General features: G+C 65.9%; 14 protein-coding genes and 1 tRNA gene. 10 read left to right on the top strand and 5 right to left on the bottom strand.

The window, feature by feature from the left end:
• Positions 1-460, top strand: a 460-nt coding sequence (locus HW578_RS01780; protein WP_198368807.1) for a transposase, incomplete at its 5' end; no start/stop codon positions are given.
• A gap of 424 nt (positions 461-884) precedes the next feature.
• Positions 885-1,430: a hypothetical protein gene (locus tag HW578_RS01775; protein ID WP_198368806.1), complete on the top strand. Its 546-nt coding sequence runs from the start codon at positions 885-887 to the stop codon at positions 1,428-1,430.
• Between the two features lie 187 nt (positions 1,431-1,617).
• Here HW578_RS01775 and obgE read toward each other — a convergent pair whose 3' ends face one another.
• From obgE to rplU, 3 genes are all read right to left on the bottom strand, one after another.
• On the bottom strand, positions 1,618-2,619 hold the full coding sequence (obgE, locus tag HW578_RS01770) for a GTPase ObgE (protein WP_198368805.1): 1,002 nt from the start codon (positions 2,617-2,619) through the stop codon (positions 1,618-1,620).
• A gap of 72 nt (positions 2,620-2,691) precedes the next feature.
• Positions 2,692-2,961, bottom strand: a complete 270-nt coding sequence (gene rpmA, locus HW578_RS01765; protein ID WP_198368804.1) for a 50S ribosomal protein L27 — start codon at positions 2,959-2,961, stop codon at positions 2,692-2,694.
• A 12-nt stretch (positions 2,962-2,973) separates the two neighbouring features.
• Positions 2,974-3,291: a 50S ribosomal protein L21 gene (rplU, locus tag HW578_RS01760; RefSeq protein WP_198368803.1), complete on the bottom strand. Its 318-nt coding sequence runs from the start codon at positions 3,289-3,291 to the stop codon at positions 2,974-2,976.
• Between the two features lie 194 nt (positions 3,292-3,485).
• Here rplU and HW578_RS01755 point away from each other — a divergent pair.
• Positions 3,486-3,575 (top strand) — tRNA-Ser (locus HW578_RS01755).
• A gap of 184 nt (positions 3,576-3,759) precedes the next feature.
• On the opposite strand, the gene HW578_RS01750 is transcribed toward HW578_RS01755, so the two are convergent.
• The gene (locus tag HW578_RS01750; protein WP_198368802.1) at positions 3,760-3,999 is read right to left on the bottom strand and encodes a hypothetical protein; all 240 of its coding nucleotides are present in this window, start codon (positions 3,997-3,999) and stop codon (positions 3,760-3,762) included.
• Between the two features lie 254 nt (positions 4,000-4,253).
• Here HW578_RS01750 and HW578_RS01745 point away from each other — a divergent pair, with 254 nt between their 5' ends.
• On the top strand, positions 4,254-5,510 hold the full coding sequence (locus HW578_RS01745; protein ID WP_198368801.1) for a DUF2254 domain-containing protein: 1,257 nt from the start codon (positions 4,254-4,256) through the stop codon (positions 5,508-5,510).
• 73 nt (positions 5,511-5,583) lie between these two features.
• Here the strand turns inward: HW578_RS01745 and HW578_RS01740 are convergent, their stop codons facing one another.
• The gene (locus HW578_RS01740) at positions 5,584-7,236 is read right to left on the bottom strand and encodes a tetratricopeptide repeat protein (protein ID WP_198368800.1); all 1,653 of its coding nucleotides are present in this window, start codon (positions 7,234-7,236) and stop codon (positions 5,584-5,586) included.
• Positions 7,237-7,572: 336 nt separating this feature from the next.
• Between HW578_RS01740 and HW578_RS01735 the strand changes: the two genes are divergently transcribed.
• From HW578_RS01735 to HW578_RS01710, 6 genes are all read left to right on the top strand, one after another.
• Entirely contained in the window at positions 7,573-7,896 is a 324-nt protein-coding gene (locus tag HW578_RS01735; protein WP_198368799.1) for a hypothetical protein, read from the top strand.
• The gene (locus HW578_RS01730; protein WP_198368798.1) at positions 7,893-10,400 is read left to right on the top strand and encodes a glycyl radical protein; all 2,508 of its coding nucleotides are present in this window, start codon (positions 7,893-7,895) and stop codon (positions 10,398-10,400) included. Before HW578_RS01735 ends, HW578_RS01730 begins: the two co-directional genes overlap by 4 nt.
• An 85-nt stretch (positions 10,401-10,485) precedes the next feature.
• Entirely contained in the window at positions 10,486-10,920 is a 435-nt protein-coding gene (locus tag HW578_RS01725; protein WP_198368797.1) for an aconitase X swivel domain-containing protein, read from the top strand.
• Between the two features lie 46 nt (positions 10,921-10,966).
• Complete coding sequence (locus HW578_RS01720; protein ID WP_198368796.1) at positions 10,967-12,388, top strand: aconitase X catalytic domain-containing protein; 1,422 nt, start codon at positions 10,967-10,969, stop codon at positions 12,386-12,388.
• Positions 12,389-12,472: 84 nt separating this feature from the next.
• The gene (locus HW578_RS01715; RefSeq protein ID WP_198368795.1) at positions 12,473-13,669 is read left to right on the top strand and encodes a 6-phosphofructokinase; all 1,197 of its coding nucleotides are present in this window, start codon (positions 12,473-12,475) and stop codon (positions 13,667-13,669) included.
• The gene (locus HW578_RS01710) at positions 13,666-14,613 is read left to right on the top strand and encodes a glycyl-radical enzyme activating protein (RefSeq protein ID WP_198368794.1); all 948 of its coding nucleotides are present in this window, start codon (positions 13,666-13,668) and stop codon (positions 14,611-14,613) included. The genes HW578_RS01715 and HW578_RS01710 overlap by 4 nt, the downstream gene beginning before the upstream one ends.
• The last annotated feature ends 15 nt before the right edge of the window (positions 14,614-14,628 follow it).

Raw genomic sequence — 14,628 nt, 5'->3', positions numbered from 1 at the left:
CGATCTCGCGGTGCCGGCCTTCGGGTACAAGAACCATGTCGCGATCGATCGCCGGCACGGCCTGATCCGCGGCTGGACCGCGAGCCACGCCGCGGCCCATGACGGGGCGCGGCTGGCGGAGGTGGTCGATGCTGACAACACCGCCGCCGATGTCTGGGCCGACACTGCCTATCGCTCGGCGAAGAACGAGGCATGGTTGGCCGCGCGCGGCCTGGTCTCGCGCATCCACCGCAAGAAGCCGCCGGGCCGGCCGATGGCGGCGCAAACGCGGCGGGCCAACGCCCGCAAATCGGCCGTGCGCTCGGCCGTCGAACACGTCTTTGCCCGGCAGAAGGGATCGATGGGGCTCGTCGTGCGCACCATCGGCATCGCCAGGGCACGGGTGAAGATCGGCCTCGCCAATCTCGCCTACAACATCAAGCGGTTCGTCTGGCTCAGCGGCAACGCCACGCCAGCGTAGGACCTGGAACCGCCGCGCACACCGCCATCAGCGCCCCGACCAGGATCCCTCAGCACCGTGATCCCCGCCATCCCCCCGCGTGGCGGGCGACCATGCACCGCTCTACGGCCACGCATGCCAGCATTCGGGGTTTCTGGAGGCGTCCACCTCGCATCTGCGCCTCGGCCGCGCCCGTTTCTTGGCTTCATGGCCAGGACTGCCGCGTGCGCCTTAATCTGCGCTGGCGAAGGTCGCGTGGGTCTGCTGCACCGCGCCTGCGGCGAAGAGCGCCTCCATCGGTGTCACGGATCCGTTCTGGTCCCCAGCCGGACATGGGCGCCATAACCTGTGGTCGAAACATCCCATCGCGTATATCATCGCTCTGGCGCATCGGTTTGGCTCGTCGGCTGACCAGGTTCGCAAACCACGGAACATGGAGCCGTTCGTGTCCGAGAGCCTTTTCAACACCGCTTACCGATTCTTTTCAGGTGGAGGCGGGGGTGTGGCCTCATTGCAATCGAAGGGTCAGCAGGCCTCACGTACGATAGTTTGCAGTGTGCAGGGCGCCGAGAAGCTTAACCTACGCAGCTTGCAAGAATTTCGGGAGTTTGTTGGGCGAGGAAAACTCAGAAAAGGAGGACAATACTATGTGAACGTTTCCCCTACCATAATTGATGCAATTAAGAGAATCAGCGTAAGCGAGAAAGTCTTTCTCGGTACTGGCATTAGTAAGCAGCATATCCTAACATATACAGGAGAAGATGTGGAGAATCCCAGCAAGGATTGCGAGCTGGTTATCAGTTTTTTTCCGCAATCCGACTCCAACATAGCGTCGAATGCAAGAACAAATGTCGGGGGTGACAATATGGGTGACTATATCATCAGTGGAGAGGCGCTTTCTGGTGCAGAAATATATAGTTTTCTCATAACGCCGGACGTGGCGGCGGATCTCATCGCGGCGCTGAAATGGCGTGAGGAGCAGCAATCGTGAGGAGCAGCAATGAGGTAGGCGCTCGGCTCGGCGCCAACCCTTAGTTCGCCGGGTAGCAGGGGGGGGCAGGCAGTGCCGCTCTGCTTAAGGCACGCACTTCGTGAGCCACTAAGTCATGCCCAACTGGCGGTTTCGTCGCATCTTCGGGCGCGACGCTGCTGCGCGCCGCTCGCTCCTCCGGTGACGGTCACCCGGCGCGCTGCGCGGCGATGGTGTCAGCCAGGGCGCGCAGCACGGCGGGCACGCCCTCGCCGGTGGCGCCGCTGATGACATGGATCGGATGAGCGCAGGCGCGCTCGAGCGCCTTCACGCGGCTGGCCTTCGCTTGCGCCGTCATGGCGTCGAGCTTGTTCAGCGCGACGATCTCGGGCTTGTCCACGAGGCCATGTCCGTAGCCGGCAAGCTCAGCGCGGATGGTGCGATAGGCGCCGGCGGGGTCGGCCTGGGTGCCGTCGATCAGGTGCAGCAGCACGGCGCAGCGTTCGACATGGCCGAGGAAGCGGTCGCCGAGGCCGGCCCCCTCGTGCGCGCCTTCGATCAGGCCGGGGATGTCGGCGAGGACGAATTCCTCGGTCGCGTTCAGCCGCACCACGCCGAGCTGCGGGTGCAGCGTGGTGAAGGGGTAGTCGGCGATCTTCGGCTTCGCGGCGCTGACGGCGGCGAGGAAGGTGGACTTGCCGGCATTGGGCAGGCCGACCAGGCCGGCATCCGCGATGAGTTTCAGCCGCAGCCAGACCCAGCGTTCATCGCCAGGCCAGCCCTTGTCGGCGCGGCGCGGGGCGCGGTTGGTGCTGGTCTTGAAATGGGCGTTGCCATGGCCGCCATCGCCGCCCTTGGCGATGACCACGCGCTTGCCGGGGGCGTCGAGGTCGGCGATCAGGGTCTCGCGGTCCTCGGCCAGGATCTGCGTGCCGACCGGGACCTTGAGCACAACGTCGTCGGAGCCTGCGCCGGTGCGGTCGGAGCCTGCGCCGTTGCCGCCCTTGCGGGCCTTGAAGTGCTGCGCGTAGCGGTAGTCGATCAGGGTGTTGAGGCCTTCGACGGCCTCCGCCACCACGTCGCCGCCCTTGCCGCCGTTGCCGCCGTCGGGGCCGCCGAATTCGATGAACTTCTCGCGCCGGAAGGCGATGACGCCGTCGCCGCCGTCGCCCGCCTTGATCCAGACCTTGGCTTCATCGAGGAACTTCATGGTGCTTGCGGCCTTGCGAAACGAAAACGGGGGCCCTGAGGCCCCCGCCAACGTGACGCGCTGTGGGCGCCGTTACTCGGCGGCCTGGGCGGCCGGCGTGACGGTCACGTGCACGCGGCCCTCGGCGCGGCGCACGAAGGTGACGCGGCCATCGACCTTGGCGTGCAGGGAGTGCTGGCGGCCGGCATAGACGTTGTCGCCCGGGATCATCTTCGTGCCGCGCTGGGTCACGATGATGGAGCCGGCATTGACGGTCTGCCCGCCAAAGAGCTTCACGCCGAGGCGCTTGCCCGCGCTGTCGCGACCGTTGCGGGACGAGCCGCCTGCCTTCTTGTGAGCCATTGGGTGGTATCCTTACGCCGCGGAGATGGTGGCGATCTTGAGCACCGTCTGGTGCTGGCGATGGCCGTTCTTGCGCCGGCTGTTCTGGCGGCGGCGCTTCTTGAAGATCAGGACCTTGTCGCCGCGGTTCTGGGCGACGACCTCGGCGGTGACCGAGGCGCCGGCAACGGTGGGCGCGCCGATGGTCAGCCCGGCCTCGGTCGCGACGCAGAGAACGTCGTTGAAGGTGATGGTGGTGCCGGGTGCGGCGTCCAGCTTCTCGACCGCCAGGGTGGCGTTCGGCGTGACGCGGTACTGCTTGCCGCCGGTGCGGATCACTGCGTAGGTCATGACAGGCCCTGGATGTTTCCCGCTGCCCCTGGGGCCGGAGGCCGGGGGCGGGCGGGCAAAAGCGAGAGCGGCAGGGGAGCGGCCCCGCCGGGAGAGCGGGCGTATAGCGGCGCGGCGGGCGCGGCGTCAACCTTGGATGAGGTGCGCAGGGCGTTGCCAGGGGCGTGCCGGCGGATTATAGCCGCCTCCCCGTCGGAGAGGTGCCGGAGCGGTCGAACGGGTCGGTCTCGAAAACCGAAGTACGGGCAACTGTACCGTGGGTTCGAATCCCACCCTCTCCGCCAGTTTCCATACGAGCCGTGCTCTCCGCCCGACTGAGCGCCGCGCTGAGTGGCAGGCTTCCTGGGGTTTTCGGGGCAGACCTTTTGACTGGCCCGAGCCGGAGACGGCCCAAAATCGCTCTCTGGAAGCCATTTCTCTCCAGACCTCCTGACTTGGCCGATTTAGTACGGAACTCAAAAACCTCGCTCAAAGGCCGGCTTCAGCGCGTTCGGCACTTGGCCTGGTTCGAACCCCACTTCCGCTAAATCCGTACTTCGAGAGCGAACACTTCGGTACGCTCTGCGCGCCGTCCTGGCCTTGAAGCAACGCCACATGGGTCTGCTGGTCCGCCGTCTCAACGACAGCGACGAGGGTTGTGGCCGCCTCGATTTCCACCGACCCGCTGGCGGCGAAGAACGGCACCAGACAGAGTGGGCGGCGCTTCATCGGCGCTCTGCGGGCGTGACCTTGCACCAGGACCTCGTCGAGCGGACCCGCTGGCACCAGCCGCGGCGTCGTTGTCGTCGGCCTCAGCACATGAACGGTAAGTTACGGTGACAACCGGCCGGCTGCGATGGCGACACGCGGGCGGGCATTGGTCAGGATGAAACTTGGCGGGCTGCCGCACGGTGACGCCGCTCGAACGCCTTCCATCGCCGCACGCAGGGCGTGCAGCGAACCTGCCCCTGAAGGACCACCCCATGCCGGTCTGGATTATTCCGATCGTCTACACCGTCGTCAGCCTCGTGGCGGCCGTCGTGCTGCCCCGGATCGAGCATTCGCTCGCCCTGCCATTCGACCTTGGCATCTCCGCGGCCGCGGCGCTGGCGGTGCTGTCCTCGATCGCGTCCGGCATGATGGCGCTGACGGGCATCGTCTTCTCGGTCGCCTTCGTGATGCTCCAGTTCAGCGCGGTCACCTATTCGCCGCGCTTCGCCAATCGCTTCGCACGCGATCCGGTACTGTTCCACGCGCTCGGCATCTTCTTCGCGACCTTCACCTATTCTCTGGCGGCGGCCGCATGGGCGGATCGGGGAGGCTCAGGCCAGGTCCCGGCCATTTCCTCGCTCATCGCCGTTGGCCTGCTTTTTGTCAGCCTGCTGGCCTTCGGCCTGCTCATGCGCCGTCTCGGTGACCTCCAGATCACCAATACGCTGCGCTACATCGGCGACCGCGGGCGTGAGGTGATCCGCCAGTCCGTCCCAAAGGCAGGCCAAGGGGCGGCGACGGGGGGCAGCCGCGCCCTGGCCGGCATCGCGAAGGAGCCATCGGGGCCCGTCACACAGGTGCTGCGCCATGCGGGTCCGCCCCGCTACGTGCAGCGGCTGGACATCCCCGCTTTGCTCGCACTCGCGCGCGAAGCCGGGGCGTGCATCGATGTTGCATGCGCCGTCGGCGACATGGAGCTCGAGGGCAGCGTCATGCTGCGGGTGCTCGGCGGCACCAGCAGGGTTCCAGAGCCCGCGCTGCGCAAGGCCATCCGGCTCGGTTCCGACCGCACCTTCGAGCAGGATCCGAAGTACCCCATACGACTGCTCGTGGATGTGGCGATCAAGGCATTGTCGCCGGCGATCAACGACCCGACCACAGCCGTGCAGGCGCTGGACCAGATCGAGGACCTGCTGCGCCGGCTGGCGGTACGCGACCTCGAGAGCGGGCGCATCGCCGACGCGGAGGGCATTGTCCGTGTCTTCTTCCCGACGCCGGACTGGGAGGATTACCTCGCCCTCGCCTTCGACGAGATCCGCGTGTTCGGCGCGACGTCGGTTCAGGTCATGCGGCGGATGCGCTCGGCGCTGCTCGGCCTCGCCGACCTGATCGGCGATCAGGAGCGTGCCGAGGCCGTCCGGCAGTATCTGCAGCACATCGACGCCGCCATCGAGCATTCCGGCTTCGACGAACGCGATCGCGCCGCCGCCCGCCAGCAGGATCCGCAGGGGCTCGGCCTGACGCGGTAGCGGCCGCGCAATCGGCAGATGCGCCGGGCGAGCGGCCGATACGGCGGCGTCAGCAGCCCTGTCGCCTCACCCGTCAATCCCCCGCCGCGGCATCACGGACGCCCAACTCGTCCATGGCGTCACGGCACGGCAGGCCGGCTTTGCGCAGCCCATCGACGACGGCGGCGATCATGGATGGATGAAGGTTCCGCGCCTCGAGATCGGCGACGACGCGGTCGCCGTAATCAGGGGCGATCCCGAGGACCGAGCGCACCGCGGCCTCGGCTTCCGCCTTCCGGCCGAGTTGCGCGGCCGCGGCGGCGACCAAAAGGAAGCCCTGGACGACATGCTGCGGATTGGCGCGTCGCATCTCGACAAGCGCCTCTTCGTAGCGGCCCGCCATGTAGTGCCATAGTGCCAGCCCGATCCGATGATTCGCTGGCTGCTCGGGATTGCGGGCGTAGGAGTCCTCCAGCAACGGCACCGCCCTGTCCCACCGCATCATGACGGCATGACGCAGTCCAAGATCGGACATGAGCTCCGTATCGTTCGGGTTGAGAGCGAGCCCTCTCTCCAGTGCAGCGATGCCGGCGGCGGCATCGCCGCTGAACCAGCACGCCAGCGCCAGCGCGTGATGGCTGCGGCTCGAATGCGGCGCCAACTCGATGGCCCGGCGCGCGAGGGCGAGCGCACGCTCCTGCGGATCGGGCGATCCCGGCGGCCATGCGTGATCAAAGCGCCGCCAATTGGAACAGACCAGCGAGAGGCAGGCGAAGGCCTCCGCATAGTCGGGATCGTGGCGGATCGCCTCCTCAAGCCTTTCCCGTACCTTCCAGAACAGCGTTCGGTCATAGGTCCGCCAGTATTCCTGGAACAGCAGCACGCTCTCATAGGAGGACAGGCTCTCCGGCGGCTTGCCCTCGATCTCGCGGGCCTGCTGGCTGAAGATCACGCCATAGGGCTGGGCGATGCTGCGGACGACGCCGTCCGCCACCTCGTTCCTGACGTGGGTGATCGAGGCAGGATCTAGCGGACGGTCGAAGGTTTCGCCCCAGATGAAGCGGCCGGAGCGAGCATCGCTCAGCAGGACCTCGAGGGTGAAGCGATCGGCGCTGACGGTCATGCCGCCGCTGAGCAGGAGATCGGGCGCCACCGGCATGGTGGGTTCCGCCAGGTTCGCACGGCTGGCCAGGGCCGTCTCGGCGCCATAGACGAAGAGATCGGCGAAGCGGGTGAGGCCGATGATCACCTGGCGCGTCAGGCCGTGGTCGAGGTTGCGGTAGGCTGAGGGATCGCCCTCCATCTCGAAGGGCACGACGAGGATAGCGCAGCCGCGCCGCGCCGGCTGGTTCCGGCCGGCGGGAAGGCTCGGCGCGACAGCCTCCGCCGCCGCCGCATCGCTCGCGTTCAGGAAGACCGGCAGATAGGCGCCGCGCGGGATGCTGATCCGCACCTGGTCAGCGCGCCCGGCCGTCAGATAGTACCGATCGAGGGCGCGCCGCAGCCGCCCCGCCTCGATGCGGACGATCGAATCGAGCTGTGCGTCGAAGTCGGGGCCGCGGCCGAAGACCGATGTGGCGATGCTGTACGCCTTGATCCGGCTGGCACGGCCGCCCAGCGTCTCCTCGACGACATACCGGAGAAACCGGCGGTTCCGTTCGGTCGCGTCGAATTCGGGCGACGCAAGGATGCGGCCGAGTTCCGCACGGATGGCATTGTCGTCGATTTCGCGGCGGACAGTTGTCACGACCTACGCCTTGCCGGCCCCAGCATCTGCGCCGATGCGGCGGCCCAGCCCATGATCCGCGCCGTCCGGTTGCTCCAATGTCTCGGGCACTGAGCGTCCCTCATCCTGGTACACAGGCCCGACATCATATGAGGTCTTGGACCGGAAATGCCACGCCCGCGATTTCATGTCGCGGCATCGGACGGGGCGCGGGCGCCGTGATGTGACGCGGCGCCGAGCATACCGCCCCGCCCGGGCGCTAACAGTGACGTACGTTCCTGCGTCGCGGTGCCCGTGCCGTGCTGTCCGGCAATGAATGCCGTCACACCCCGCCGGGTACCCGTGAGCCTCCAAGCGATGCCACAGACGCCTGCTGCCCGTTCCGATCTGGATCTGGATCTGGTCCTGGCCCGGTTTCCCGACAGGGCGGTGCTGGTCCGGCACCTCTATCTGACGCACCCCGCCTTCCGCAGCATCTGCGAGGACTATCGCCTTGCGCAGGACGGCCGCACCACCTTCGAGGTGCTCGCGACGCTCGGCCCACGATCCGAGCTCGGCGAATACCGGACGCTTGTGCAGGAACTCGAGGCCGAACTCCTGGCGACGCTGAAGGCGGCCAGCGACGCCACGGCATCACAGGTCCTGCCAAGCATACAGCAAGAGAGCGGAGGCGAACCGTGAGCCAGGCTGCTGACGCCGTCCTCTCCTCGCAGGAGCGAGCGATCCTCGAAGGCCGCAAAGTTCTGCACGGCACGGCGAGCGAACGTGTTCTCAGGCTGTTGGACACCATCCGCGCCTATGGCCCGCCGCGTGTCACGCTGGACCGCGCAATCTACTTCACGGAATCCTTCAAGGCCACGGAAGGACAGCCCTTGGTCTGGCGCTGGGCCAAGGCCCTGCAGCACATCGCCGCGAACATCCCGGTCACTATCTTCGACGATGAGCTGATCGTCGGCCGGCCCAACACTTGGCTTGGGCGCTACTCCCTCGTGTATCCGGAACTTGACGGCACGATCATGAAGGCGGGTGCCGAGGCCTTTATCGCCGCAAAGGGCGCCCCGGATGCGATCACCGTCACCGACGAAGACAAGCGCATCATCGACGAGGTCCTCTTCCCTTACTGGGACGGGAAGGACTTCTGCCGCAACTTCATCAAGGCCCTGCCGCCCGACTCACGGCACATCACCTTCGGATCGGACCCGGACAATGTCGGGGTCATGCAGACCTTCGTCGTCGTCAGCACCTCCACGATGCGCCATTCGCAGAACTGGGTCCCCGACTTCGGAAAGATGCTGACCCGTGGCTGCAAGGGCCTGCGCGCGGAAGCGCTGGCGAGGCTCGAGGCGCTGGAGCACCCGCGCGACTTGGCCCTTCGCAAGCCCTTCTACGAGGCGGCGATCATCACCTGCGATGCGCTGAGCCTCTTCGCGCGGCGCTACGCCGAGCGCGCGGCGGAAATGGCCGCCCAGACGGTGAACCCGCAGCGCCGGAAGGAGCTGGAGGAGATCGCGGCGATCTGCGCCTGGGTGCCCGAGAATCCCGCGCGGACCTTCCGCGAAGCGATCCAGGCGCAGTGGTTCACGCAGTTGTTCGCGCGCCTGGAGGAACTCGTCGGCGGCCAGGTCAACGTCGGCCGCATGGATCAGTATCTCTACCCCACGTACAAGAAGGACCTCGAGGAGGGGCGCATCACGCCGGAGGCGGCGCAGGAGTTGTTCCAGTGCCTCTGGCTGAACACGATGCAGAGCACCGAATCCCAGATGTCTCCCGCTGCGGCAAAAGGGCGGCAGGGCTTCTCCCACCACGAGACGGTCACCATCGGCGGCCAGACGCCGGACGGCTTCGATGCAACGAACGAGCTCTCCTATGTCCTGCTCGAATCGACGCGGCCGCTGCGCACCAGCTATCCCGAGCTTGGCGCCCGCATCCACGCCAACACGCCCGAACGGTTCCTGCATGCCGTGGCCGAGGTGATCAAGGACGGCAAGGGCTCGCCTAAGCTGCTCAACGACGAGTTCATGGTCCCGTGGTTCATGGGCAACGGGGTGGAGCGCCGCGAGGCGCTGGACTACGCGATCTCCGGCTGCTCCGAATCACGCCTGCCCAACCGGGAGACGGGGAAGACCGGCAACTCCATGGTCAACTACGGCGCGATCATGGAGATGGCGCTCCGAGACGGCAGGATCAAATTCTACAACGATGAACAGTTCGGCCTCAGGACGGGCGATCCGCGAGGCTTTGCGACCTTCGACGAGGTGTGGAACGCCTACCGGCTGCAGCTGGAGAACGTCGTCAAGCACTGCATGATCCACGTCTACACGGCGCTTGCGCTGAAGCCGAAATACATCGCGGCGCCCCTGACCTCCCTACTGCATGACCTTGCCATGGAGCAGGGCCGCGACCTCCATACACACGGCGAGTATTTCCCGGGCGCGCTCGACGCGTCCTGCATCGACGGGATGGGCGGCTTCGCGACAGCGATCGACTCGCTCGCCGCGATCAAGCACCTCATCTACGACACAAAGAGGCTCAGCTGGGATCAGCTCCTCGACGCGATGGAGCGAAACTGGGAGGGCAGCGAAGCCATCCGCCAGATTTGCCTCCATGCGCCGAAATACGGAAATGGCATCGAGTGGGTGGATGCGATCGGCTACCGCATCCAGCGTACCATCATGGAGTACGCGCGCAGCCACCCGAAGCCTCATGGGCAGAGCTTCAACCTGCGGCTCATCCCCATTACATTCCATGTGCCGGCGGGCATGGTGACGATGGCGACGCCGAACGGTCGACCGGCCGGCGAGTACCTGTCGGACGGGATCGTGCCCTCGCATGGCATGGACACCAAGGGACCCACGGTGACCCTGGAATCCATCGCCAGGGCGACCTGCCACATCTACCGCGAGCACCGCGAAGACCTGCTCAACATGAAGATGTCGCCCGCGAACGTGGCGGGGGAGGCGGGCACGCGCCGGCTGATGCAGCTGATCCGCGTCTGGAGCAGCCAGAAGCACGCCCACATCCAGTTCAACATCATCAACCGCGAGTCCCTGCTGGACGCGCAGAAGCATCCGGAGAAGTACCGCGACCTGGTCGTGCGGATCGCCGGCTATTGCGCTTACTTCGTGGACCTCACGCCCGCGCAGCAGGCCGAGATCATCGCGCGCACCGAGGAACAGATGGGTTGAACTGAGTTTGTTGCATGGGATCAGTTCTGAAACTGTTCCATCGACTCGATCATCGTGTCGAATTCAACCACAGGAGGACGAAGTGATGGCCGAAGAACTCGTGTTGAAGGGCCGCACGAAGGCCAAGGGGCGAGCAGAAGGCGAGGCGCTGGTGAGCCAGATGCCGTTGAGCTGGGCTCCGTGTTCCATCCTGAATGATGGAACAGTCAAGATGGTCGGCAATCCCGTCAGCGGCGAGAACGTGAAGGGTAAGATCGTTGTCTACCCCACGGTCACCGGATCGACCTCCGGTGCCTTCGGTTTACTGTTCAAGGTGAAGGGCTCTCACAATGGCCCCGCTGGCATCATCTGCCAGAACGTCCACACGATCGACCTGTCCGGTGCAATAGCAGCCAATATCCCCGCGGTGGATGGCCTGGATCAAGACCCGTTGACTGCCATCAAGAGCGGCGACTGGGTGACAATCGAGGCGGATGAGTACGGCAAGCCAGCGGTCGTCATGGTCAACCGGAAGCAGTAGTGCCGTTTCATCAGTTCATCAGAAAACCGGCGGAGAGGAAAGTACAATGAACATGAAGCTGACCACCTACGAACAAGAAATGCTCGACGGTGTTCACGGTCCCGCAAAGAAGCTGGCCATGGAAGGGCTGGTGGCCTTCGGCGAGGCTGTCGGTGCCAAGGAGATGGTGAAGGTTTCCTTCATCCACTACATCGGCTGCCAGAAGGGTCTGCCGAAGGAGTCCAAGGAATACCAGCAGTTCGAGTGGGGGCAGGGCCTGGTTCTGGAGCCCTTCTGGGAGATGGGGGCCGAGGCCACCAAGGATCCCAACGTGGTCTGCTCCTGCGATCCCTACGTCGCGCAGGTCGATGCCTATGAAAAGGAAGGCATGCCCTGGAACAACAAGTACTTCAAGATGTCGCCAACGGTGTTCAAGGCGGTCAAGGATGGCTACGAACACATGCAGAAGACAGGTTGGCTCCCGACCTACTCCTGCACGCCGCACTTCAACAGCGCGTTCGCGCTCCCCGGCGAGTACGCCGCCAGCTGCGAGTCCAGCTGCGCCTCCTATCTGAACTCCATCCTGGGGGTGAAGACCAACCGGGAGAGCGCCGTGATCGCGCCCTACGCGACAATCACCGGCTGCATCCCGAAGTATGGACTGCTGCTGGATGAGAACCGCCTCGCGAAGGTGATCTACGAGCTTGATGACGACATCAAGAACAACATCGTGGACGATCCGGCCGACTGGGCTGCCTTGGGCGGCGCCATTGCCAAGCGGGCAAACAATCGCATTCCCGCGGTGCTCAATCTGCCGCCACGCATGATGCCGTCCGCCGCCAAGGCACTGACCGCCTGCGCGTCCCCGGGCATGAACGACCCCCTACTGCACCTGATCGGCAAGACCCCTGGATCGCCGACGCTCGAGGCTGCCTTCGGCGGAAAGGTGCCCGCGGACGTGGAGCGGATCCATCTCACGCTGGCCGACGTGAAGGCGATGTACGCAGAGCTGCGGACCGCCAAGACCGACAAGGTGGACATCGTCCACTTCGGCTGTCCCTTCCTGATCTACGAGGAGATCCAGCAGATCGCCCGCGCGCTCCAGGGCAGGAAGGTGCACAAGGACGTCATGCTGTGGGTGCAGACCGATACGCCGAGCTATTTCATGGCGCAGCATTATGGTGACGCCCGCATCATTGAAGAAGCCGGCGGCAAGATCTACCACCAGACCTGCTGGGGCATGAACGCGCTGAGCGTGGACTGGGGCAGCGACTTCACGGTCGCCACCAACAGCTTCAAGCAGTTCAAGATCTTCGGCGGCCTGGGGCACAAGGTCATCTTCGGCAGCCTGACCGAGCTCGTGAACGCAGCGGTGACCGGCAAGTATGTCTCCACCCGGTGGGACGAACCGCTCGAATACGCCGAGGGGCGCCATCCCGGCATCGAGGACGTCGAGGAGTTCCGGGGCCACACCTGGGCGCAGCACTGACGCATTCATCCGGCGACGCGCCGCCCGTGCACCCCGATCCAACGGGGCGCACGGGTTCCGCCAGGGCATGAGGGGCGAACGGTCATGACCCAACCTGTATTGCGCATCGCAATCAACATCGGCAGCGGATTGCTGCCTGGCCTCGACCTGGTGGTGGCCGGCGCGGCCCTCGCGGCGGACCGTCTGGACCTCGAGCTCGTCGGCATCCGTGACGGCTACGATGGGCTTCTCTACCCCGATCGCTACCCCGATGGCGGCCTGGTGCCCCTGCGCCCCGCGATGGTGGACAACGTTGGGCACGGTGGAAGCCTGATCGGCACAGCGGCGCGCACCGACCCGTTCCGGGTGCGGGTGAGCACCGCGGATCACGAGGTCGAGGAGGTCGATCGCTCCGATGACATCCTGGCCGGCCTGCGCGCGGCCGGGATCGGAGCCGTCATCTCCATCGTCGGCGGCAGCGCGGTCACCGGCCTGCACGCGCTCAGTGTCGCCTTCAAGCTGAACCGGAAGGGCGTGCGCACCGCCTGCATCCCGAAGTCGATCGAGAACGAGATCGCCGGTGTGCCACAGGCTTTCGGTTACAACAGCGTGCTCTCCCACACGGCGGAGACGCTCGAGCGTATCCGCATCGGCGCGCGCGATGTCGGGCGCCTCGCGGTGGTCGAGGTCCCTGGACAGCACGCCGGCTGGCTGGCCCTGCAATCCGGGATCGCGGCGATGGCCGACGCGATCCTGCTGCCCGAGATTCCGCACGACCTGGCCGCAGTGGCCGGCGCACTGGCCTTGCGGGAGCGCGCCGGCCATCGCTGCGCCCTGGTCGTCGTCGCGGAAGGCGCGCGGTCCGCCGTTGGTGCGGCGCCATCCCCCCCGGCGCCACCTGGCGGGCTGCGCGCCAGCCTCACGCCCAATGCCGATCCCGATTTCGGGGAGGGCGCGCATGTCATGGACCGGACCGGAGGGCTGGCAGAAACCGTGGCGACGGCCCTGCAGCGGCTGACCGACCGCGAAGTGCTGCCCTTCTCGCTGGGTCACCTGGTGCGAGGCGGGCCGCCATCCGTGCTCGATCGCCAACTCGGCCTGTCCTATGGCGCCGCGGCGGTGCGGGCACTGCATGCGGGCGAGGACGGCATCATGGTGAGCTACCGGCCACCCGACCTCGGAAGTGTTCCCCTGCGCGAGACGCTGGGCCGCATCCGCACCGTCCCGGCCGACGGCGCCCTGATACAGACGGCGCGCGCGCTCGGCATCGCACTGGGCGACGAGGGAGGCGCACAGCCATGAGCGCGACCGCAGCAGGTGCCGCCGGCGTGACCGGCCGGGTGCTCAACATCCAGCATTTCTGCACCAATGACGGTCCCGGCATTCGCACCACCGTCTTTCTCAAGGGCTGCACGCTGCGATGCGCTTGGTGCTGCAACCCGGAGAGCATCCGCCCCAAGCCGGAACTCGCCTTTGATGTCAGGAAGTGCATCGGCGAGAAGGAATGCGGGCTCTGCCTGAAGGAGTGCCCGGAGGACGCGCTCTATGTCGTCGAGGCAGACGGCAAGGTGCGCGTGAACTGGGACCTGTGCACCGATTGCGGCAAATGCGTTCCGGCATGCCCCACGGAGGCGCTGTTCCAGTTCGGCCGTGAGATGACGGTCGAGGAGGTGCTCGCCGAGGTCGAGCAGGATGCCGCTTTTTATCAGGAATCAGGTGGTGGCCTCACGCTGTCGGGCGGGGAATGCACGCTGCAGCCGGAGTTCAGCGCGGCCCTCCTGGCCGAAGCGCGCAGACGCGGCATCAACACGGCGATCGAGACGGCCGGCAATGTGCCGTGGGACTATTTCCAGCAGGTACTTCAGCACGTCGATATCGTGATGCATGACCACAAGCTGACGGATCCAGGGCGCCACAAGCGGTGGGCGGGTGTCAGCAACGCGCGGATCCTCGAAAACTTCCGGCGCGCCTATACGACATTCCCCCAGACGCGGTTCGTGGCCCGCACGCCCGTCATTCCGGGGGTCAACGACGATGAGGAGCACATTCGGTCGGTCCTCGCCTTCATCCGGCCCTACCCGAACGTCGTCGATTATCAATTGCTGCCGTATCACCGCTACGGCGAGGGGAAGTACGGCTTCCTGGGGCGCGTCTATGCGCTGAAGGACTTCCCGTCCGTGCCGGCCGAGACGCTGCGCCGGCTGCAGGGGATCATCGACGAGGCGTTCGGACGCACGAAACCCTAGCCGCGCATCGCAGGA

This window comes from Roseomonas rosulenta, from assembly GCF_016106005.1.
GTDB classification, from domain to species: Bacteria; Pseudomonadota; Alphaproteobacteria; order Acetobacterales; family Acetobacteraceae; genus Neoroseomonas; species Neoroseomonas rosulenta.
This window is presented reverse-complemented; position numbering and strand designations above follow the sequence as displayed.